Genomic DNA, 23,112 nt, shown 5'->3' with positions numbered 1-23,112 from the left:
TTCAAAAATTACTTTTTATAGATAAGAATAGCGTCTTTTGCTTGTTTAGCAATTCTGAATTTCACAACTTTTTTTGCTGGGATTTGAATTGTTTCACCGGTTTTTGGATTTCTGCCTAATCTTGCTTTTCTATCAACAAGAACTAATTTTCCAAGACCAGGAATAACAAAAGCTTTTTTTGCTTCTTTGTAAGCGAGAACTACAAATTCTTGAATAAATTCTCCGGTTGCTTTTTTGCTTAGACCGGATTTTTTAGCCATATAGGTTAACAGTTCGCTTTTTGTCATCGACATATTTTTACCTCTTTTATTTGTGGATGAAATTCGAATGAAATTTAGTATTTTTTTAATTGAAAACAAACAGTTTTTGTCTTTTATCATCATTTTGACTTAGCAAGCAATGCCGTTATCAGGCAATAGATTTGCAGTCAAAAACATGCATCATTTCTTTTTTGTTGAGAAATAAAATCGAATTATCTTGTAAACAAATTTTAGATTCGCTTGTGAAAAAAAAATTATTACTTCACTTTTCCATTTATTTTTTTCTTGCAGCAAATATTTTTGCGGGGAATCACTTTCCTAATTCTTCTTTTTCAAAAAAAAACCTACTTAGCGATACTGTAAAAACAAATCAGACTTCTTTGAAGGACACTACCGTTAGCAAAATCAAAAAAGAAGTTCTTCTCCCTATCAAGAATCAATCTCTGCTAAGTAACCGGTTGAATAATTTTATCATATCAAAGGAAAAATTGAGAACAACCGATTACCGAACTGCGGCTGATTTTTTCTTTAATGTTCCCTTCGGATTTGTGCGCGATCTTGGCACTGTTGGGCAGCCAAGCGAAGCCTTGATTTATGGTAATGGTTTCGGAAATGTTTCATTTTTGTCTGACGGTATTTCTATCAATAACCGGTTAACAAATTCACTCGATCTGAATCTCTTTCAGTCGGAAAGCATTGATTCCATTGAGGTAATTCCGCTTGCGCGCGGTTTTTTGTTTGGAAATGCTAATAACCCGGTTTCTATTAATTTCATTTCAAGAGAATCCGATTCGCGTAAACCGTTTTCCCGGTTAAAATATTACCAGGCGCCAAACGGAGAAGGATTAATTGATGGAATATTCAACATTTACCCGATACATAAATTAAATACTTATATAGAAATTACGAATCAAAACACAAACCCCAACTACATAAACACAGATTACAGTGTCTGGAGCGGAATAACCCGTCTAAGTTATCTTTTTTCTAAATCGATTAATCTGACTGCAAGTTATAGATATGTAAAATCCAAAGTTCAGTTGAACGGAGGCGTAGATGCCGATTCAATTCTCGCCACTTACCCTTTGGCACAATTTAATGATGTGGTTTATAATAACCTTCAAGCCCCGGTTAATTTTCCGAACCGCTATCAGAAAGTAACGGTTAATGATTTTAGATTACGAATGCTTGCCAATTTTTTAGATTCGGCTTACACCGATCTTGCCTTGTATTATCAATCGAATCTAATAGAGTTCCGCCAAAACGAATTATTGACAATCAATCAAAATATATTGAAAAAAATTGTTGATAATAATTTTCACAGAACAATCGGTTTGAATTTACGGCAAGATCTTAATTTTAAATTTGGGAAATTAATTTCGACAACAAATTTAGAGCGATCGGTTTTCAACACACCGTTTCTTGCACAGGAAACGCGTAAAGCTTCTTTTTCAGAATCAATGCTTGCATCATTTACAATGTTCGGTAATTCATTCAATCCGTCAATATTCGGAAAGTATCTGAATTACTCTGACAAGGGATACATAGGACTGGGTGCAGACGCTGATCTTTTAATCGGTAAATCGTTTAATCTGTATGCAGGTTTTTCTTCATATCAAAAACCGTTTAACCCATGGGAAGAAAGATTTGTTCGACCGGTTATAAAATTAGAGACTCAGAAGAAATCTTCTTTTGAATTTATCTTGTCTTATAAAAATAAGTTTGGCAACCTTTCCATCGGCTATTTTAGCCAGTCAACTGCAAATGCCCTTCTATCTACTACTTTTATCGGTGATTCATCGTACGAGCAGACCTCTTTTTTTGCAATTAAAAATCTTCTATTGCAGGGGATGAATGTAAAACTGAATTACAAAGTTTGGAAAATTCTGCTTAGTTCAAATTTCAGTTTCTATTTTTCACCGGAAAACAGAAAGGAATACAAACTTCCAAGTTTCAATTCTTCGGGCGGAATTTATTATGTTGATACACTTTTCAACACAAACCTACAATTAAAAACAGGATTGAATTATTATTCAATCGGCACAAGGGATTTTATTTATTTTGATTATGAAAAGAATATCTCTTCTTATTTCGATTTCAATCCGGTAACGGCAGATCAAGTATTGTTGTCTCCATCGGTCTCCCCATCATTCCAGGTTGATTTCTTTCTTGCCGGGAGGATTCAAAAATCAGCCACTGTTTATTTTGTCTTGGAAAATCTAATAAATACAAAATATTTTATTGTTCCCTATTATCCCAAACAAGAGCGCGGCATACGCTTCGGTTTTGCTTGGGAATTCCTTGATTAGCAAATTATCCATACCTAACTTTACACGAAAATATTAGACAACTATTATTTAACCGAAGAATCGAAGTTACTATGAAAAATAAAATTATTATTTTGTTTTTATTTTTTACTTCAGCAGTATTTGCTCAAAAGATTTGGACTACATCACCGACTTATCCAACTCAAACAGATCAGATTGCAATTACGTTTGATATTACGTTATCAACAGATAGTAGAAAACCAATTAATTATACTAATGATCTTTATGTCTACACAGGAGTTACAACTCAAGCAGGAAGATGGCAGCATGTAATTGCGGATTGGAGCGTTAATTTATCCCAAGCCAAGCTCACACGCATCTCACCTAATGTCTATCAATTACTGATAAATAATCCGCGTCAATACTACTCCTACAAAACACAAATTTTAGCAAGTGAAAATATTACAGAACTTTGTCTTGTTGTACGAAGCTATGACGGGACAAAACAAACCGAAGATATTATTATTCCGCTTTACACTTCTGGTATATCGGTTGTATTTAACTCACCGGTAGTAAATGTTTCTTTTGGTGATCCTCTACGCTCACCGGTTTTTGTTTCTACCGGCGGAACAGTTCCGATTTCCGTTTCAACTTCTGCAATCGATACGAAAACTAAATCCGTCCAACTTTTTGTAAATGGAGAACAAAAGGTTGAAAGAACTACAGACACTCTCAGTTATGTCTTCAATGCAAATGATTACAGCAGCGGAAGTAATGAAGTTAAAGTCATCGCAACTGATACGGCGGATGTAACCGATACTAAAACATTTATTATAATGCGAAACCCGGAGATAAAAAACCTTCCAATCCCCTCGGGGAGTCAAATCGGAGTAAATTATAATACAAGAGTTCTTGCTCTTTACGCACCGGGCAAAAAATTTATTTACTTGATCGGAGATCATTCAGATTGGAAAGTCGACCCTCTCTGGTTTATGAATCGTGATAACTCAACTCCAGATAGTTTGTGGTGGATTAATATGCCATCTAGTATAGCAGATCCTCCTGGGGAAATTGCTTATCAATTTTTGATAGACGGCAGCTTGCGAATTTATGATCCTTACACAGATAAAATTCTTGATCCGGCAAATGATCAGTATATTCCTTCGACCGTTTATCCAAATCTTAAATCTTACCCCACTCAAAAAACAAGCGGCATTGTTTCTGTTTTACAACCGTACAAATCTACTTTCAACTGGAAAGTTCCTAATTTCATTCGTCCTTCAAAAGAAAAATTAGTTATCTACGAATTGCTGGTACGCGATTTTGTTTCTACTCACTCTTATAAAACTCTTGTGGATACGCTGAGCTATTTCAAAAAACTTGGTGTTAATGCAATTGAACTAATGCCGATAAGCGAGTTCGAGGGAAATAATAGCTGGGGTTACAATCCGATGACATATTTCGCACCGGATAAATATTACGGAACGATAGATGATCTGAAAAATTTTATTGATGCATGCCATCAAAACGGAATTGCCGTTATACAAGATATAGTTCTTAATCACGCATATAATTCTAATTCAATGGTTCAAATGTATTGGGATATTGTTAACAGCCGTCCCGCTTCAAATAATCCGTGGTTCAATGTAAAATCTAATTTTGCAAATCCCGATGCTCAATGGGGAAATGATTTCAACCATGAAAGCCCGGCAACTCAATACTTTGTTGACCGTGTTCTTCAATATTGGTTAACAGAATTTAAGATTGACGGATTTAGATTTGATTTTACAAAAGGATTTAGCAACACTCCAAAGCCCGCAACAGGCGATATTTGGGGAAGTATTTATGACGCGGCTCGAGTTCGCCTCTTAGAGAGAATGGTTGATAAAGTCTGGTCTTACGATCCGACTGCAATAATTATTTTTGAACATCTCGCCGAGAACCGCGAAGATCAAGAGCTCGCTCAGCACGGAAATGGAATTCTTATGTGGGGAAATTTTAATTATGCTTACAATCAATCAACAATGGGATATTCAACAGGCTGGGATTTTTCAGATATTTCTTATAAGAAGAGAAATTGGACCATTCCAAATATTGACGGCTATATGGAAAGTCATGATGAAGAGAGATTGATGTACAAGAATTTACAATTCGGAAATTCTAACGGGAGTTATAACATAAAAACTCTTACAACAGCATTAGAGAGAATAAAACTTGCCGCCACATTATTCATAACCGTTCCCGGTCCAAAAATGATCTGGATGGGCGGCGAACTGGGTTATGATGTTTCGATTAATACAAACGGCAGACTTGGAGAAAAACCATTCGCCTGGAATTATTTATCAAACACAGATAGAAAAAATTTGTTCAATACTTTTGCGGCATTAATCCGGTTAAAAAAATATTACCCAGCTTTTTCAAGTTCAGATTTTACACTAAATGCATCGGGTGCAATTAAAAGTTTGTACATTAATCATAATTCAATGAATGTCGCTATAATTGGCAATTTTGATGTTTCTACTCAGAACGCCACAATTGCATTTCAAAACGTTGGGAAGTGGTATGAATTTTTTACAGGGGACAGCACCGATGTAATGAATGCCTCAACTTCAATTACGTTGCAACCCGGCGAGTATCGTATTTATACTTCCGTACGAATACCAAAGGCATCCGAATTGGCAACAGATGTTAAAAACGAAACGGCAATTCCTACATCATTCCAACTCAATCAGAATTATCCTAATCCATTTAATCCCAGCACAGTTATAAGTTATCAACTGCCAGCTGGAACTCATGTTTCTCTAAAAATCTATGATTTATTGGGAAGAGAGGTCGCAACTCTCGTGAATGAATTTAAACAAGCGGGCAGATATGATTCTCAATTCTCAATTAAAAATTATCAATTACCAAGCGGCGTTTATTTTTACCGCCTGCAAGCCGGGAATTTTGTTCAGACAAAAAAAATGATAATATTGAAATAATCTCATGAATGAACATTTTATAAATCTATTCGAATACAATATCTGGGCGAATAATCGAATTTTTTCTGCGTTAAAATTAGTTCTACACCCGACTCAAAAAATTTTAGAGATCATGAGTCATCTCGTCCTTTCGCAAGAAACATGGCTCGGCAGAATTCAAGGCAAACACACAAATTCATTCTGGGATAAAGTTGAATTAGACCTATTGGAAAAAAGGTCGCAATTAAATAATGAAGAATGGCTTAAGTTGTTAAACAGTTCGAGTAAAAATGATTTGGTAAAAAAATATTCTTATCAGAACACAAAAGGTGAATCATTTGAAACTTCGTTACAAGATATAATTACTCATATAATCAACCACTCCACATATCACCGCGCACAGATAAATTTGCTGCTGAGACAGAATGGTCACGAGCCAGCGGTAACCGATTATATTTATTACACACGGAGATGAATTCTAATTTCTTGTTAATTCGGAAAGTAAAACAGCCGATGCACTCGCAACATTCATTGATTCTGCTTCTCCTTTCTTTGGAATTGTAATTTTCAAATCGCAGATTTCCAAAATCTTTTCGGATGGACCATTGGCTTCGTTAGCCAAAAGAAGAATCATTTTTTCGTTTTGAGATATATGGTAAAGGTTTTCCCCTTTAAGATCAGCGCACAAAATTTTATAACCATACTTCTGTTGTTCTTCCAACACACCGTAAAAATTATTCTTGTAAAAAAGATTAAGATGAAAAACGGAACCGGCTGAAGAGCGAATAACTTTGGGATTATATTTTTCCGCACAATCGGAAGTTAATAGAACATTCTTTACACCGAACCAATCGCAGTTTCTAATTATGGTTCCTAAATTGCCCGGATCAGAAATGTTTTCCATGGCAACGATTAATTTATCTTTAAGAATACCAGCTTCGGCTTTTTCATTGAAATTGAAGACGCCGATAACTCCTTGGGGAGTTTTTGTATCACACAGTTTTTCAAGTTCCGTTTTTTTCACCGGATCATACTTAATATTATTCTTCACAAGGATGTTAACAAAACTATTATTTTCATCTAAAAAATCTTTTAAAGCAACAACAAGTTCACACCGGAAGTCGGATTCAATCGCTTCGTAAATAAGTTTCGGACCTTCAACAATAAATTTTTTCTCTTCTTGTCTTATCTTTTTATTCAGAAGAGATGAATAATATTTGAGTTGGTTTTTAGATAGCATGATTATCAATTATTTCCAGTTCAAATATATAGTTTTTGCTGCTTCAATAAATTGATAATGGGGATGGAATTATTCATTTGAAATTGTTGCGCTGAATGTAGTTTTTATATTAGATTTGCCGCACGAAAAAATGCTGGCTTAGCTCAGTTGGTAGAGCAGCTGATTTGTAATCAGCAGGTCGCGGGTTCGAGTCCCATAGCCAGCTCTTCAAAAGCCCTAAAATGATAAATTTTAGGGCTTTTTTGTTTCTGCAAATTTGAACTATCACGCTGATTCACTGAACTAAGTAGGGACTTTAGTAGGGACTTTTCGAGTCCTAGTCCTCTTTACTACCAAACAAAATTTAATATGAACATAATTGTTAACTAAAAGCTGCTTTAACTTTTTTCATTTTCAATATACTGAAATAGTATAAAAAGAGAAACAACCGGAAGCTTATGCAGCTTCCGATTTTGCTATAGCTTCTGTTTGTGAAATATCAAAAACCGTTGCTATAAAAAAGTGAACATCTTCCTCATCAGAAATCATTTCTGAATTATTTTCTTGCTTGGCTTTAGATGGAACAAAGATTAAAAAGCCGTGTTCACCTTTGCGAACAATTCTTCCGGCTTTCTTCCACTGTTGAAACCCACCAACAATTGAAAAGTTTATTTCTGATTGAGCAACCAAAAAGCATTGGTTGTGAGGTGTTAATAAATGCCCTTCAACAGTAACAATGCCGAATTTATCAGCTACGGCTTGGCGCTGTTCTTCTGTCATTTCAGAAAGAGTTTTCCGAATGCGGATGATCTTTTCTTTTTTCTCTTGTCTTAATTGTTGTTTTTGTTCTTGTGATAACATGGCTAATCTCCTTTAAGATTTTTTGATTGATTTGATAAAAGCATTTAGAAAAGTATTTGCTGCGGTATATGTTTTAAATGGTAGTGAATGAAGTGAACCGGCGGGAGTAAATATATTTACAAAGAATTTTTGATTTGATTGAACTAAGCGAATAAGAAAACCTTTGTGCCGTTTGGAGTAGTGAACTATTACAGATGACATGACCCAACCTTTTACGCCGTTAAAAAACATATTTTGCCCGCTTAGGCGCTCTTTTGCGAAATAATGACTTGATACCATGTTGGTGTAAGAAAAGATGAAAATTCAAGGCAAGGGCGAAACCCGATTGACTAAAATTTATTGAAATAAATTAGAGGGTGAGTTTCATATACCCTTGCCCCGATTGACTACCAAGATTCGAATAAGACTAAGCTTGTTTGCCGGCGGGCAAAATAATGCTTGTAATAGCTGAACGAAGTGAAGCAAACAATTTGGAAAGGAAGTTGCTTTAAGCAATTTATGAGTTTGGAAATTGGCGCATCTTTTTGTCACAAAAAGTGTGAGCAAGAGACAAACGAATAATTTGCGTTCATGCTTTATGAGGGAAATATTTTTGAATGCCTTTGATGAAAAAGTATTGACCGAACTGAAAGTAGATCCTTCTTTTCATCAGGACTGGTTTACGCTGTGTGAGGCGAATGAATGAGCCGAATCAGAGCGGCTTTTTTCTAGCGAACAATTTTAAGTGAATCGAAGTGAACTTGCCTATGCCGGCAGGCAGGCGCAAATTTGTGAACTAAGGGTAAATTCGTTATCCCAGAAATGAAAGAATCTTAATAAGAATTCTTATAACCTCATTGCAACATTATCTGAAAAAATTCTTCACGATGCTTCTGATTTATTTTAATTAGTATTTAAGTTATGTTCAGTGTAATCCTAATTTAACAATGGAGTTTATATGAGAAGAATGAATTACTCTTTCATTTTACTTATTTGCCTCTTTTCGTTGAGTGCCAGCATTGGACAACCAACAGAATTAAATCCAGGGATTGCTAGATGGAGCATTAAAACAAGTCTCCCTCCAAAATCTACTAAGATGACAATTCCTTTAACCGAATTATTAGCATTGGACAATCCAATTGAATCTTATTCATCAAAAATATATGTGGCAAAGAGAATCCCTACCACGGTTCAGAAAGGATTGAAAGAAGGTGATATTGTAACAACACGAGGGTATTTACATTTGATAGCATTAGAGAATGATTCCAAGAACCATCGGGATGGTGATTATCATATACAGATTAGGAATTCAGAGGAATGGAAAGATAGTTGCCTAATAGTAGAAGTTCCCTTACCGGAAGAGAGATTTGTTGAAGATTCAAAATTGCGTGCAAAATGTAAGGTCGTAAGAGATTTTATTAAGGAGAAATTTTTAAGGGGGAAAGAACCAGGGGCAGGCAATGTAATGGAACATAAAATGTATGTTGAGATAACCGGGCAATTGTTTTTTGATGCACCTCATTTGAATGGAATTCCAAGAGGTAAAAAAGGAATGAAGTCATATACTTGCTGGGAAATTCATCCGGTCACAGCAATTAAATTTGTAAAGAATAAATAATAAGTTAAACAGGTAGAGATGGGCGGAGTGAACCGCCCACGTGAAAGGTTTAATTAAGTTTTGTGTAGGTGCCGGAGTTTTGAACGACTTTTCCATCAGCAGTCTTGGTTACTACACACACATAGAGAATGCTATGTTGATACTTCGCGGCTGTATTTTTCTGCAATGCGTTAAGATCGATTTCTAAATCGTATGTCTGCGCGAAATTGTAACCCGCTGCATCTTTAGATAAAGAAATTATCTTAAATGGTTCGTCTGCTTCATTAGTTGGATCATAATAGCAGACTAATGCATTAGCAGAAAGATTAACTTCATCAGCACCGAAAACAGATGAAGTATTAAGTATTGGAAGTGTAGCTGTGATTTTATCAGCGGCTACTGCAGCGGTTGAAATCTGCAAAGGAAATCCTTCCGGTGCGAGAATGTTTTGCTCGGTTGGTTTTTCAATGGAAGAATAAGCGAAGTTGCTCTGAAAGATTTCATTAAAAACTGAGCTTGCGACATTTCTAACTTTCTTCCAAATTGAAACGAGAGAAGTAAGTGCAAGAATAGCACTTGCAAATTTTGCAGTAACTGAGAATTTCTGACGAACTTGTAGAACAGCCGGATCTTGGCTTGCATTAAAGCTAGATGGACGAGCTGCTAATACAGTGTGACCATCAACTGTTCTCGCGGAAAGGTTGCCAAGCTTCCCGGATAAGTTTCCAAGGACATTTCCATTTACGATTGCCATGGTAAAACCTCCTAAAGTTATGATTAATTACGAAGGCAATTCTACGTGAATGAAATGACGTGTTCACTGTAATAATGGGAAAGTAAAAGAAAATGAGATTGTGGCGGTCTTATGGCTTGGATATGGCTTGTTACAGGCTTGTTAGGGGTTGGTTTGATGAGGGCAAGAAAAAGTGTTGAAAACAGAAATCAGAATTCAGAAATCAGAGTGTAAAATTTCTAGAAAATTGAAATAGGTTTTGTGTTCCTTTTACGAAACAAAATTGTATTAATTGAATCATAAGAACGATGATATTTTTCTGAGAGTATAAAAATTGATTCGATCTGATTGTGAATCTTTCGCAATTCAAGGTATTCTGATTTGATTTGCAAATTCCGAAGGACCAGTTCATTGATTAATCCAAGTTTGTGATATTTCTGGAATTTGGATTCATTTCTTATATGTGATATGTCTATTAAGTGAGCCATTAGCTTTTAGTTTTTAGCTGTTGGTGAAAATTATTTTTGTGATTTGATAAATGCAACGCTCGATATTTATGATTTGTTTTCTTTTGTTTTCAAAGAATCATAAAAAGATGACGAAATGAATGGAACACAGATGACACTGATCAAACGGATTAACGCGGATTTAATTTTGAATGGAGCGAAGTGGAGTGTGTGTGGCAAAGCCACGACATCCCGAAAAAGAACGGGATAAACTCCACTCGCAGTTTGTATGAATGAAAATAATAGGATTCGATTAAGGAGTGGGCGTGTCGAGAGCGCGAGCCGCCCACGAGTGGAATTTAATGTTCGGTTAGTTAATAAATGCTATGACCGGATGACAGTTTTGAAAATGTATGATGAGGCGATTAGTATTCTTTAGTGCCGAGTTTGCATAATGCAACATTATGCTGAAATGACAGAACTACAAAGTTTAAGTTGGGACTACACAAAGCCTTTGGCATAATGTTCGTTATGTAATACTGGCTGTCACATGCCCCGACCCGTCAGGGCCGGGCAAGTTGAGCTGAGACCTCACACAAAAGGTTGCTTGCCTATCCAGAATCGAGTTCGGAACAAGTTTAATCTCCAATCTGATGTAAAGTGAAATACAGTGGTTTGATAGCATTCAGCAATTAGCTTTTGGCCATCAGCTAAAAATTATTGGAAATTAAAATGAATGCTTTGGTGAAGACAAAGAAAGATTCCTCGCCGGATAAATCCGGATTCGGAATGACAAACTCACATGATATAAAACTAACAAATAATTTCTATCTGAAAGAGTTTGTCATTTCTCAAGAAGCTGAAAGGCATGGTTATAAAAATGAACCGAATGAAAAACAGATTGAGAATTTGAGATTACTTTGTGTGAATGTTCTCCAACCTTTGAGAGAAATCATCGATGTGCCGATTTTTATTAATTCAGGATTTCGTTCATTCGATGTAAATACTGCAGTTGGTGGAAAATTTAATTCTCAACATCTTGAAGGAAAAGCTGCCGATTTTATAATCCCCTCCTTGAAATTAGTTGATGTGTTCAATATCGTTTTACAAAAATTATCATTCGATCAATTGATTTATGAATTCGGAAAGTGGATTCATGTTTCTTGGAATGGTGAATCGAATCGTAAGGATGTGATGATTTCAAGAAAGGTTCATGGGAAAACGGTGTATGAGAACGTGAAAAGTGAAACGCTAGACGTGAGAAGTATTTTATGAAGGAAAATATATACATATGGATAATTGGAGGATTGTTAGGTCTTAGATCCTTTTCCCGACAAGTCGGTATCAGGATGACCAGACTATTTTCATGAGGTTTTTATGAATGACAATATTTTCTTTTGGGTTATAAGTGGTTTAGTAAGTCTGGTCAATTTTTTATTCTGGTCCAGGATTAAACGTATTGAGAAAGATGTTGATGAAGCGAAAAAGAAATCGTCTTCAATTGAGAAAAATTATTTATCGCGATTTGAAATATTACATAATAAGTTGAGTGAAGTTGAGAAAAATATTATTCGGGAGATTTACAACGTGAAGCTGTCAGCAATCAGTAGTCAGAAATCAGCTACTAGCGATTAGTATTTAGCTGTTAGAATAGAAATGGATTCCGGCTAAAGACATGCCGGAATGACAATTGAACGAGGAGGTTAAAATGGGAGTGTTAGATTTTTTGAGTGGAATTGTAAAGCCAATTACTAATTTGATTGATAATCTTACAACGACTGACGAAGAGCGCGGGAAATTGCAAAATGAGTTGACGAAAATTGAGAATGAGTTTTTAGGTAAAGCTTTAGAATATGAATCAAAGTTATTGGATTCTCAATCCCGGGTTGTTGAAGCAGAAGCGAAAGGACAAAGCTGGCTGCAGAGAAATTGGAGACCAATTACAATGCTTACTTTTCTTATCCTAGTTGTGTGTGATTCTTTTGGGTGGCTTGCATTTCGTTTAAGTAATGAAGCATGGACTTTATTGCAAATCGGCTTAGGCGGTTATGTAGTGGGTAGAACGGGAGAAAAGATTGTTGAGAAGATTAGGAAATGAGTTGGTCAAGAAATGGCTTGCACCAAAAAGTGAAACGGTCACAAACCGTTCCCTACAGTTTATTTTTCAAACCTATGAGTAAATTATTGAGAAGATTAGTATAGTGTTTGATCTTTTCATCTCTTTGTGAAATTATATTGGCGCCAATCATCATATCAGAAATGAATTTTGAATTGCCCCCGTTTTTAATTTCTTCTACCAAAATATTTATCAGAAATTCAAGAGTTTGAGGAGTTGAAATTTCAGCAATGTCCCGACCAAGTAGAATAGCTCCAGTTAGTTCGAAATCAAATTGATCATTGACTAAATCATTATGTTCAGATTGTAACCGCTCCATATTGCCGGCTTCAATGTAATTCTTAATGATATATTGAATATCAAGTGCATCTCTGGAACGTGTAGGAAAACCATCTTTCCATGAAATTAATTTCATTAGAACTAATCCTCTTGTGGAAGCAAATTTAATATCGATTTGAGGATTTGTTTGGATCCGAACAGATTCTGAATCAAGAAAACATTCTTCGAAACCGAGAATACTCATTTCTTTTGCTTCTTTATCCGGCCACCGAATTGAAGAAGAATCAAGGGAAACCTCTCCAAAGGGAATAATATCAATGCTTGGAATAGATTTGTATGTGAATCTGTGAACAATCTTAGAAGGTGAAAAATTATTGTCTATAAGCGCGTTGGTAAGTTTTTTAAAGTCATCCCAATTCCTTACTCGAACACTAAAATCGATGTCGTTTGTTCCTCTTTGGATTTTAATTCCATGGATAAGATTGAAGACTATATCTCTTGCGGTGGCTCCGATTACAAAGAAATCCATATTCAAAGTATCGGTAATTTTAGATACCAACGTTAACACTTCTGAAGTAAACGGATCTATTTTAGTTGAGATGTCCAGCAATGTCTCTCTCGTAAATTATGTTGGCTGTTTCTATGTTTCTTGGATCACCGGTTGTCATTAAATCTGTATAAATGAGAATTGCAGGTGCCAGATTTTTAAATTCATATTCACCGCTAAAATTCCAGAATTTTTTAATCAGTTCGATATTACCATTAGGATTTTTTTTAAGGCGATTTCTCAAAATAAACTCTCCTAATTTATCGCCAATATAGATGGTATGGATTAGCGGACGCAAGTAATTTGTTAATTGAGCAGCTGCGGTCTCACCACCGAGCAAAGCACCAAAATAATTGAGATCGATTTTATTGATGGTTTCATGATCATCAATCTGATATCTGCCGAAAAAGTATTTTTGTTTAATAAGTCTTGGAAATCCAAGGGTCCACTCTTTCAGCAATTCTTTTGTATTAACAAGTTTTTTACCACCGCTATTAACATTGACTAAATAACCTAGTTTTTCCAATTGAATCATTGTAAGATGAACGGTGCCAAGTGCAACATTGGCCCAATCAGCAATATCGCGATAAGGATCTCTTTCCAAACCAGGATTACATAAGAGAGTAAAAACTATTTGGAGACCAGCGGTTTTGAAAATAGAAGTTTCATTTTTCAAAGGGTTTTCTATAGCAGTGAGTTTTTGCCCTTTTATTTTTATTAATAATGGGTGAATATTAATATAAGCATTACCAGCTGCATCGATAAAATTAATACCAAAATTTTTAAGGAGATCGGCTGTTTCATTGTTCGCAATCAGAGTAATAAGAAGAGGAATATTACCTAATCGATCGAGTTGATTTTTAATTATTCCCAACTTCGTTTTATTTACCAATGGAATTACTTCAGCGTTAAATTTGAGGTCGTATTCTTTATCTCTTAAAACCAGCTCGACTTTTTCATCAGTGGTGTTGGTTGTAAGCCGAAAACCGGTTTCATCCTCGAACTTGGTAACTGCCTTAGTTATTATATTTTTTTCAGTGTCTTTCATTATGATATAGCGTGTTCATTTGTTGCGAATATATTTGATTATTGAACAATAAGCAAGAAAAAACGTGTTTATACAAGCATTATGTTCAATATATTGGTTAAAACAGGAATACTGAACAAAGATGTTTGAAGTATCGCTGAATAAGAGGGGGTGACTAACTATAAACAGTTACAAACTATTAACGATAATAAATACAAACATTGAAATTGAATTAAAAACGGAACTCTTTTGTTACATAGTACATCTAATTAGGAAATTATTTGACAATATGTAACAAAGATATTAACTTTGATCACCCTCAAGGAGTACAAAATGGATTCAAAATTTAAAGTAATTGGGAACAATATAAGAGTTCTCAGGGAAAAATATAATTTTACTCAAATCGAAGTGGCCAATTTTCTTGGTTTGAAGGACCATACAACAATAAGTTATTATGAGAGAGGTGAAAGAAATATCCCCTTGGATCACTTGACTAAAATTGCGGATCTATTCGGGGTTGAATTGGAAGTTTTATTGACTGATAATCCCGAAGAACAAATTATCAACAAAGTATTCGCTTTTAGAAAAGATGAGTTAAAAGAAAAAGATTTTATTACAATTGCGAACTTCCACAGGATTGTTAAAAACTATATTAAACTTAGGAACTTAGAAAAAAAACATGCCGTCAAATCTTAACTTAGAAAAAGCAGCAGCAGAATTTAGAGAGAAATCCGGTTACAATACAATTAACCCAATTAGGGTAAAAAGTCTATTGCTACAATTAAATGTGCTGACAATATTTAAGAAAATGGAAGGCACTTTCTCAGGTATGTCACTGAAAATTGGTGAAGACAAATTTATGTTGATCAACTCGATACATTCTTTGGGAAGACAACATTTCACAATTTTTCATGAACTGTATCATTTATTTGTTCAAAAAGATTTCGAACATATCATTTGTGATAATAACCTTGATAAGAAAGATAAAAAGGAAGAAGAAAACGCAAACATATTTGCCGCTAATTTGATGCTACCAAGGGAAGGATTATTAAAGTTCATTCCAAATGATGAATTAAAAAAAGACAAAATTTCTGTAAGCACTATCTTGGCTTTAGAACAATACTATTCATGTTCAAACAAAGCAATGCTAAGAAGGTTGGTGGATTTACATTTGATCACCGAAGAATTTAGAGAAAAATTTGGCGAAGATATAAAGACACTGGCCAAGCAATATGGATATGACACGGCATTATATGATGCGGGAAACGAGGATCTTGTAATTGGAGATTATGGAGTAAAAGCAAAAAAGTTGTTTGATGAAAATATAATTTCTAAAGCTCATTATTTGGAATTGATGAGAGAATTGGGAATCGATTTTGGGGACAAAGAAGATGCTGAAGAACAATGAGCTTATTGGACCTAAAATTTTAATTGATGCCGACGTAATAATACACTTCGTTGATGGTAACAGATTAAATACAATACCAGCAATATTTCCAAATAGAATAGTTTTTATAGACAAGGTTCTTGAAGAACTTTATTTATTCCCGCAATATAAAGTGCAAGTATTCAATTTTATTTCCGTTAACAATTTTGAAAGAATAGATTTAGATAGCAATTTAGATTTTATCTTAGAATATGCCAAGCTACAAAAATTTGTTGGGAAAGGGGAAGCCGCATGTATGGCAGTAGCTAAAATTGATAAAAAATATATTGCAAGCAGTAATTTGAAAGATATTAAAGATTATTGCGATAAGAACGGAATAAAGATAATAACGACTATGGATTTTTTATGGGAGGCTATGAATTGCAAAGTATTAACCGAAGAGGAATGTGATGAATTTATTAAAGATGTGAAAAAGGCAGGGAATAGATTACCAGTAGATAGTATTGCCGAATATGTAAAAAAGTATGTGATGGTAAAAAAGTGAAAAGATATTTTTAATAATCTTTCAGTTATAACTAATTCCCCGCTTTATGAATCAAGTGAGTATTCGTTTATTAGAATTCCGCTAATAATACCATAATATTTTGATCAATAATCAAGATCTCTTATCAAACGGTTCCAATAGTATTTTGTCAAGTCTTTGATACTAGCATGTTTCAGATCTATTTTTTCTTCACCCGGGACAGAGAAAAATACCATACCAAGAATATTGAAATAAATATGATAGCCGTCATCTTCAACGGTTGCACTGTCATTATATGAATTGAATATATACGAATCATTGTGATCTACACTGTATAATATTGATAATCCGTGATTGCCACTTTTATCTATCCATATTTTGCAGCCGATTTCATGATCTTCCGTTTTTATTACAGTAATAAATTTAGATTGAGTCTTTTCATTAAACTTTGTTTTAACATGTTTGTTTTTATTTGAAAGTTTTTCCAATCTGCTCTTGAACCCATCTTTCAATTCTTGAAATGCTGTTAATAGAAATTCCTTCTTCTCTTTTTCGGTAATTCTTCTCTTTAGTAATGGAATATCCTTATCGTCATCCGCTTCTTTTTTGACTGAGGGTATAACAATTAATTTTGATAAAATTTTCTTACAGATTTGTTGAGGATCGTATTTCCTTCCATCAATATATCCTAGTGTGGGTCTTATACCGGGTATTTCTGTATCATCTAATTTTACGGGTAAGATATAGTCTTCATTTTTTTGGAAAGCCCTTGCTTGAGCACTTTGGCGTTCATGGTTTGTCCATACTTTTTTAGCATAATTCTCTGAAAGAAACATTACACAGAATCGTGATTCTTTTCTATAAATATTATCCAGATACTCATATAAATCTTTTCCCCAGAGAATATCTTCCTCAAAATTATCATAAAAAACTTTAACGCTTTTTTTTCTCAAACAATTAGCAACTTGATCTGCATAAGCCCTATCCTCACCGGCAAATGACAATGCTACTTGATATTTGTATTCTTTTTGTTTTTCCATTTATCGTAATTTTTATTCCAATGCTTTTATTAGATCATTTTCAATTTGTTTGTATTTTTCTTTTAGTCCTTCACCGCTGTAAAAAAAAGGAATGGTCATTGACTGCCAAATGAAAGTCTTTTGAATTTATTCTAGATATAGTTATTAATAGCCCACGTAGTTCCTAATTTTGAAATAGGGGTACTTGGCCCTAATTCGGAAATAAACTGGCTAGCGATATTTCGTTGTTGATTGATACTAATTCTTCTACCTCCTAATGCTCCAATTTTATATGCAAGTGCAATATTCATTTCGTTAAAGGATGATATTAAAAGGATTTCACTAGGACGAGTGATCGCGACGTAAAATAATCTTCTTTGTTCTTGTAGGTTAACTTCTCGTTCAGCCCTTTCAAGCGTTGCATCTACCGTAGGAATCAATCCTTGAATAGTTGAAGGAATAATTACAATCTTACTAGTTAATCCCTTGGATTTGTGAAGGCTCATAATTTTTACATAATTACCATCGGTTGGATTTTCTGGTTGAGATATAAAGGTTTTAACCAAATTAAAGAGTTCAGGAATACTTGAGTTCTCATTAATTTTATCTAGTACTGCATCTCTTATTGCAGATGACCATTCATGACCAATTGGAAATAACTCTTCAAAAACCTCGAGGGTTGATAACTGTCGCAATCTACCTAAGAATTCGATTAGAGTGTTATATTGATGTTGAACTTGTGTAGTATTGGGAATATTGACTTCTTTACTTAAAAGTTTTTGCATGACTTCATTTGGAGAAATATTATGAGTAAATGAATATTCTCTTATTCTTTGGTATTGGTTTGCTCTCCAGTTAGTACCATCAACTCCTAACCAAAAACGAAGGGAAACCCTATCTTCAATATTTGTTAATAATGAAAGAATTATAAACGACTTCTGGCCTTCAGTTTCTTCTAAGACTGCATCATAATAATAGCTATGTAGTGGTATAGAATAATTTCTAATTTGTTCTATTATTTTGTAAGCGATAAGTCTTCTTGGTGAAAGAATAAGTATATCCCCAGCATTATATCCCTTATTTGAGATGAGATAATTAATATATTGAGCAATTCCAATTGCTTCTTGATCCAAGTTTGCCCATTGGACAATATTAACTATACCAACTGGATTCGAGTTTCTGATTTCTAAACGAGGCTGAGTATTTGGTCGGTGATTATGGAGAATTAGACTATTTGCTAGATGAACTACTTTCTGTGGGCATCTGCGGCATTCTGTTAAACTTTCATCATGAGTATCCGGATGAGAAATATTGAATGAAATAATTCCTTCGGGATGTGCGAATCTAAAACTATAGATAGATTGATCCTCATCCCCGATAATAAAATAATCTTTACCACTAGCAATCAGATCAATAAGAACTTGTTCTGCTTTGTTCAAATCTTGGAATTCGTCAATAACTACGTGATCAAAATCGGTAAATGAATTGGCCGTTGGATTAGATCGTAAGTACCTAAGCGTTTCGGGAATTATTTCACCAATTAACATACTGTTGTGAAAATTTAACCATTCAATTAGAAAACGATGAAAATTATTATCGATTGGATCAATTGGCCATCCAGGTATTTCAGATTGTAATCTAGCCCAAGCACTTTCAAATGCTCTAATTCTTCTACACATTTCTCTTTTATTTCCGAACTCACCTTGGAGTTTTAAATCTTCTAAAAGTGGCGAGACTTCAAATTTGAGTATCCCTCTTTCCATATATGTAATAAGTGGTCTTGGGAATCTACCGAGAGTTTCAAGGACATTGTTTTGCATCAGGACTGAGAAACAATATGAATGTAAGGTGTATGCTTTTATATCCTCACTCCCTCTAACATTTAATGAAGATAATTCCTTAACCATGTCAGCAGCTGCTGTTCTTGTAAATGTAATAGCGAGTACTTTTGAAGGATCAATATCTTGAGTCTCTAATAAACGTTGAATTCTTCGTTTCATTGAAAAAGATTTGCCAGTACCAGGACCAGCCATTACACGTAATGGACTTTGCTCACATGAAGCTATACTAAGAACTGAACCTTTAATGTCAGAATTCCATGCCATAAAATCTCCTTAGCTAATAATTAGAATAAATAATTTCAGTAATCCCACTCCTCATGATTAAGTGGAAAACGGTTGAGTTCTTCTTTATATAACTTCCATTGAGGGAGGAATTTTTTCATCAAGGCAAGGAATCTTTCGTTGTGTGTTCTTTCTATAAGATGAATCATCTCATGAACGATAATATACTCTAAACATTGAATCGGTTTCTTGGCTAATTCTAAATTTATCCAGATTCGTTGATCTTTTATATTGCATGTGCCCCAACGGGTTTTCATTTTTTTTATTCCATACTCATTAACTTTTACATTTAATATCTTTTCCCATCGTTCAATGTATTCCGGAATAATTTCTTTTAAGCTTTCTCTATACCACTCGTTCATCAAAGTTTTTCGCTGTAATAGAGTAGAGTTTTCACGAACATGTAATTCAATTGTGGAGTGGTTAAGAATAATTTTAGGTGTGGAATTAGTAATGATTACATTCAATAAAAATCTTTTACCAAGGTAATAATGAGTCTCACGAGTGATATATTCTCTAGGCGCTTCTCTATCTTGTGATTGAATTTTATGTTGTTGTTTTTTTATCCAATTTAATTTTGAAATTGCATAAACCCGCAGCGAATCCAATTTGAATCGAGTAGGAGAAGCGATTCTAACTCTGCCGGTTGGAGGATGAACACTTAGATGAATATTCTTAATATTCTTATAAATCACATCAATAGAGATATCACCTAATTTTATTTGTTGTTTCTCAATATTCATTTTGCTGCTTAACAATTGCAAAAATTCTTTCTACTTCGTTTATGTCTTTTAAAATTTTGTACATCGCTGCTTTTACTTCTTTTTCTCTCGGACCATTATTATCGCGCCAATCAGCTTTCCGTGATTCCATAATAGCTTTGTCTAATGCTATAGCCAAATCTTTTTGTTTACCGACATTATTGTATAAAGCCTTCTGTGCCTTAGTCTTAATTTCGGATGGAAGATCCGGCGGATTACCAATAACAACTCGTTTTGCAAGGGCATCAATTTTTTTCAGATATTCTTCATAGCTAACCGCATTTTGTTTTCTTTCTTTAATTAATTGATCTAAGAGTTTAGACATTTCTTCAAAGTATGCGGGATCAATAAGATGTTCTTGAATAATTTTCTGACGGATATTATTCTCGATAGCTTCTTGAATGGCTTGTTTGCTGTTCTTCATGCTTTGTGGTAAACTGTTGATTGCATCAGCTATACCGGATTTAACAATCAGATCCAAAAGTGTAAGCTCACCAAATTTAGAAATAACTTTACTTTCATCAGCTTGAATAAAATTATCAATCAAGAAACGCATGTCAGCTTCATAAGTTTTTAGATCGAGAGTTTCTCCACTTGTTTTACGAATCTCTTCTCTAAGGTTGAGATAGAAATCGAGTTTAGCTTTGATCTCTTCGATTTCCTTCAATGAATAACCAGCTTCAGCTAATTCTATAGCGATATTCGCGTATGCCCTAATAAATGCGACTACTTTTAAATAAAGAGCAGTTCTTTTTACTTCATTGGCTTTAAGGTCATTCGGATTTTCCGGATCGCCACAGAAAAATCTTATATATGACAACTGATTTTTAGGAGGAGGCGCAGGCTCACATAAAAGTGATAATTCTTCCATAGAAGAATCTAAACGCTCTTTACCTTTTTCCAATCTGCTCTTGAGCATAATATCAACGTCTTCTTTATCAAGCTGATCATAATCCAGTTCCGATGTATAAACGGCAACAGCATATTCTACTTTCTTGAATAAATCCTTGTAATCTACGATGTAACCAAATGGTTTATCATCTCCATCCAAACGATTAACACGGCATATAGCTTGGAATAAGCCATGGTCTTGCATATTCTTATCAATGTAAAGATAACTACATGGTGGCGCATCAAATCCAGTAAGTAATTTGTCAACAACAATAAGCAGCTTCATAGTGGCAGGTTCTTTTTTGAAAAGTTCTTTAGCTTCATCTTCATAGACTTCTGTTCTTTTGCCATTAAGAAGTGATTTGTATGTGTTATAAATAAATTCTTTATCTGTATCTGTGTTAGCACCAGTATCCTCCGTACTTATATCTCGAGTTGTTGGTGAATATGAAGTAATTATTGCACATTTATTTCGAAGTTCTGTTTCTTGGAATAGGTCATAGTATCTTGAAGCGTCAAAAATACTGCGAGCAATTAGAATTGCATTTCCGTAATCTGAGCTAAGTCGCGGTCTAAGACTGAAATCAATTATAATATCTCTAACAATTTGATCAAGACGTTTTTTTGAACTAAGCACTTGCTGCATAGTTCCCCATTTTCTTTTTAGTTCAGATTTCTGGAAGGAATTTAATTCTTTGGTCTTTACTTCAAACCACGCATCAATTTTCTCGGGAGAAGAAATTCTTTGATCGATATCTCGTGCTTCGTAAACCAAATCCAAAACAACTCCATCTTCAACTGCTTCATTAAATTTATATGTATGAATGTATCTACCAAAAACATCGATACTTGTTTGTTTATCTTTTTTAAGAAGCGGGGTTCCGGTGAAGCCAATAAAAACAGCATTTTTAAGTATTGCCTTCATAAACTTGTGAAGTTTACCGGAATTTGTGCGATGACATTCATCAACAAAAACAAATATCTCGCCATATGTATGGGTAGGCCCGCTTTTTAATTCTTCAATAAACGAATCAAAATTATCCACATTTTTCTGACCGAATTTGTGAATAAGGGAACACATCATTCTTGGTAATGGATTATTAAGCAACTCCATAAGATTCTTACCACTAGAAGTGCGTTTAAGAGTTTCACCTACATCTCCAAAAACTCTTTCAATCTGTTTATCTAATTCATCTCGATCAGTTAGAATAACAATTCTAGCATTGGGATTATGTTCTAGTATCCATTTGGCAAGCCAAACCATAACCAAACTTTTACCGCTACCTTGGGTATGCCAAATGATTCCGCCTTCTCTTTTTTTATAAAAATCTTGAGCGGCTTTAACACCAAAGTATTGATGGGTGCGGCAAAGTTTTTTAATACCGCCGTCAAATAGCAGGAAATCGTGAATAATTTCTAAAAATCTTTTTTTATCACAAAGAAGTAAAAGATATTTATCCAGCAGATTTTGTTCGGAGCTGTCTTCTTTCCATTTAAGAAAATATTTTTCGGGAGTACCGATAGTTCCATAACGTAAACCTTCTGTATCATTGCCGGCAAATACAATTTGAACAGTTGAGAAGAAGGATTGAATAAATTCCTTTTGCTGGTTAACAATACTTTGGCGTATTCCATCACCAATTGAAACAATACTGCGTTTTAATTCTAAAACAGCGAGAGCTATGCCATTTACATAGATAACAATATCCGGTCGTTTTTCATGATTACCAAAAAGAGTAACTTCTTCTGCTATAGCGAAGTGATTATTTCCAGGGTTATCCCAATCGATAAGTTCAACATTATCATGATTTTGCCCGGCTTCTTCTTGGATTTGAACACCATAGCGAAGTAAACTATAGAAATTTTTGTTGTTGGTGTAAAGAGTTTCAGAATCATTATTAGCAACAATGCGAAGTTTATCCAATGTTTTACTGATAAGTATTGGACTGACTTTTTTACTTTTGAGATATGCAGTTAAATATTCTACTTCGATGTTGTTATTGTTAGGGCGATCTTCCCAATTATCAAGGTAATCGTATTTAAGCAGATTTTTAAATAGTTTTACAATACGATTTTGAGTTTTACGCTCAACGTCACCAATTTGTATCATGGCTATA

Annotated in this window: 20 protein-coding genes and 1 tRNA gene; 11 read left to right on the top strand and 10 right to left on the bottom strand. The window is 34.4% G+C overall.

Translation table 11 applies throughout. The features are described from left to right. Positions 1 to 8 precede the first annotated feature (8 nt). On the bottom strand, positions 9 to 293 hold the full coding sequence (locus NTX65_11830) for an HU family DNA-binding protein (GenBank protein ID MCX6170025.1): 285 nt from the start codon (positions 291 to 293) through the stop codon (positions 9 to 11). 209 nt (positions 294 to 502) lie between these two features. Between NTX65_11830 and NTX65_11825 the strand changes: the two genes are divergently transcribed. From NTX65_11825 to NTX65_11815, 3 genes are all read left to right on the top strand, one after another. Further along, positions 503 to 2,569 carry a hypothetical protein gene (locus NTX65_11825; GenBank protein MCX6170024.1) on the top strand — a complete coding sequence of 689 codons (2,067 nt, stop codon included), beginning with the start codon at positions 503 to 505 and terminating at the stop codon, positions 2,567 to 2,569. Between the two features lie 71 nt (positions 2,570 to 2,640). After that, positions 2,641 to 5,508 (top strand): alpha-amylase family glycosyl hydrolase, encoded by a 2,868-nt coding sequence (locus NTX65_11820; protein MCX6170023.1) that lies wholly within the window; start codon positions 2,641 to 2,643, stop codon positions 5,506 to 5,508. 4 nt (positions 5,509 to 5,512) lie between these two features. Then, positions 5,513 to 5,962 (top strand): hypothetical protein, encoded by a 450-nt coding sequence (locus tag NTX65_11815; protein MCX6170022.1) that lies wholly within the window; start codon positions 5,513 to 5,515, stop codon positions 5,960 to 5,962. Between the two features lie 3 nt (positions 5,963 to 5,965). Here the strand turns inward: NTX65_11815 and NTX65_11810 are convergent, their stop codons facing one another. Continuing rightward, the gene (locus NTX65_11810; protein MCX6170021.1) at positions 5,966 to 6,727 is read right to left on the bottom strand and encodes an RNA methyltransferase; all 762 of its coding nucleotides are present in this window, start codon (positions 6,725 to 6,727) and stop codon (positions 5,966 to 5,968) included. Between the two features lie 132 nt (positions 6,728 to 6,859). Between NTX65_11810 and NTX65_11805 the strand changes: the two genes are divergently transcribed. After that, positions 6,860 to 6,932: transfer RNA gene (locus NTX65_11805), tRNA-Thr, on the top strand. 230 nt (positions 6,933 to 7,162) lie between these two features. Here NTX65_11805 and NTX65_11800 read toward each other — a convergent pair. Then, a complete protein-coding gene (locus NTX65_11800) occupies positions 7,163 to 7,567 on the bottom strand; it encodes an ArdC family protein (protein MCX6170020.1) in 405 nt (134 codons plus the stop codon). 937 nt (positions 7,568 to 8,504) lie between these two features. Between NTX65_11800 and NTX65_11795 the strand changes: the two genes are divergently transcribed. Then, positions 8,505 to 9,164 (top strand): hypothetical protein, encoded by a 660-nt coding sequence (locus NTX65_11795; protein ID MCX6170019.1) that lies wholly within the window; start codon positions 8,505 to 8,507, stop codon positions 9,162 to 9,164. A 49-nt stretch (positions 9,165 to 9,213) separates the two neighbouring features. On the opposite strand, the gene NTX65_11790 is transcribed toward NTX65_11795, so the two are convergent. Then, positions 9,214 to 9,897 (bottom strand): hypothetical protein, encoded by a 684-nt coding sequence (locus NTX65_11790; protein MCX6170018.1) that lies wholly within the window; start codon positions 9,895 to 9,897, stop codon positions 9,214 to 9,216. A gap of 1,157 nt (positions 9,898 to 11,054) precedes the next feature. Between NTX65_11790 and NTX65_11785 the strand changes: the two genes are divergently transcribed. From NTX65_11785 to NTX65_11775, 3 genes are all read left to right on the top strand, one after another. Beyond that, entirely contained in the window at positions 11,055 to 11,597 is a 543-nt protein-coding gene (locus tag NTX65_11785) for a D-Ala-D-Ala carboxypeptidase family metallohydrolase (GenBank protein MCX6170017.1), read from the top strand. Between the two features lie 102 nt (positions 11,598 to 11,699). Then, positions 11,700 to 11,957, top strand: a complete 258-nt coding sequence (locus NTX65_11780) for a hypothetical protein (protein ID MCX6170016.1) — start codon at positions 11,700 to 11,702, stop codon at positions 11,955 to 11,957. Between the two features lie 73 nt (positions 11,958 to 12,030). Further along, positions 12,031 to 12,420, top strand: a complete 390-nt coding sequence (locus tag NTX65_11775; GenBank protein MCX6170015.1) for a 3TM-type holin — start codon at positions 12,031 to 12,033, stop codon at positions 12,418 to 12,420. Between the two features lie 52 nt (positions 12,421 to 12,472). On the opposite strand, the gene NTX65_11770 is transcribed toward NTX65_11775, so the two are convergent. Both NTX65_11770 and NTX65_11765 read right to left on the bottom strand, forming a co-directional pair. Beyond that, complete coding sequence (locus NTX65_11770; protein ID MCX6170014.1) at positions 12,473 to 13,327, bottom strand: nucleotidyl transferase AbiEii/AbiGii toxin family protein; 855 nt, start codon at positions 13,325 to 13,327, stop codon at positions 12,473 to 12,475. Further along, entirely contained in the window at positions 13,308 to 14,312 is a 1,005-nt protein-coding gene (locus tag NTX65_11765; protein MCX6170013.1) for a type IV toxin-antitoxin system AbiEi family antitoxin, read from the bottom strand. The genes NTX65_11770 and NTX65_11765 overlap by 20 nt, the downstream gene beginning before the upstream one ends. Positions 14,313 to 14,624: 312 nt before the next feature. Between NTX65_11765 and NTX65_11760 the strand changes: the two genes are divergently transcribed. Genes NTX65_11760 through NTX65_11750 form a run of 3 tightly spaced genes read left to right on the top strand, consistent with a single transcriptional unit; the run spans position 14,625 to position 16,222 of the window. Then, the gene (locus tag NTX65_11760; GenBank protein ID MCX6170012.1) at positions 14,625 to 14,987 is read left to right on the top strand and encodes a helix-turn-helix transcriptional regulator; all 363 of its coding nucleotides are present in this window, start codon (positions 14,625 to 14,627) and stop codon (positions 14,985 to 14,987) included. Then, positions 14,971 to 15,699 carry an ImmA/IrrE family metallo-endopeptidase gene (locus NTX65_11755; protein ID MCX6170011.1) on the top strand — a complete coding sequence of 243 codons (729 nt, stop codon included), beginning with the start codon at positions 14,971 to 14,973 and terminating at the stop codon, positions 15,697 to 15,699. The genes NTX65_11760 and NTX65_11755 overlap by 17 nt, the downstream gene beginning before the upstream one ends. Next, entirely contained in the window at positions 15,683 to 16,222 is a 540-nt protein-coding gene (locus NTX65_11750) for a hypothetical protein (GenBank protein ID MCX6170010.1), read from the top strand. The genes NTX65_11755 and NTX65_11750 overlap by 17 nt, the downstream gene beginning before the upstream one ends. 104 nt (positions 16,223 to 16,326) lie before the next feature. On the opposite strand, the gene NTX65_11745 is transcribed toward NTX65_11750, so the two are convergent. The 4 genes from NTX65_11745 to NTX65_11730 form a co-directional block, all read right to left on the bottom strand. Next, on the bottom strand, positions 16,327 to 17,241 hold the full coding sequence (locus NTX65_11745) for a TIR domain-containing protein (GenBank protein ID MCX6170009.1): 915 nt from the start codon (positions 17,239 to 17,241) through the stop codon (positions 16,327 to 16,329). A 131-nt stretch (positions 17,242 to 17,372) separates the two neighbouring features. Then, on the bottom strand, positions 17,373 to 19,325 hold the full coding sequence (locus NTX65_11740) for an ATP-dependent helicase (protein MCX6170008.1): 1,953 nt from the start codon (positions 19,323 to 19,325) through the stop codon (positions 17,373 to 17,375). 35 nt (positions 19,326 to 19,360) lie between these two features. Beyond that, positions 19,361 to 20,086: a SprT family zinc-dependent metalloprotease gene (locus NTX65_11735; protein ID MCX6170007.1), complete on the bottom strand. Its 726-nt coding sequence runs from the start codon at positions 20,084 to 20,086 to the stop codon at positions 19,361 to 19,363. Further along, positions 20,076 to 23,105: an HsdR family type I site-specific deoxyribonuclease gene (locus NTX65_11730; protein MCX6170006.1), complete on the bottom strand. Its 3,030-nt coding sequence runs from the start codon at positions 23,103 to 23,105 to the stop codon at positions 20,076 to 20,078. Before NTX65_11730 ends, NTX65_11735 begins: the two co-directional genes overlap by 11 nt. Between the last annotated feature and the right edge of the window lie 7 nt (positions 23,106 to 23,112).

The sequence above is a fragment of the Ignavibacteriales bacterium genome (assembly GCA_026390795.1).
GTDB lineage: Bacteria > Bacteroidota > Ignavibacteria > Ignavibacteriales > Melioribacteraceae > Fen-1258.
The sequence above is the reverse complement of the archived record's forward strand: the minus strand, read 5'-3'. Positions and strand labels throughout refer to the sequence as shown.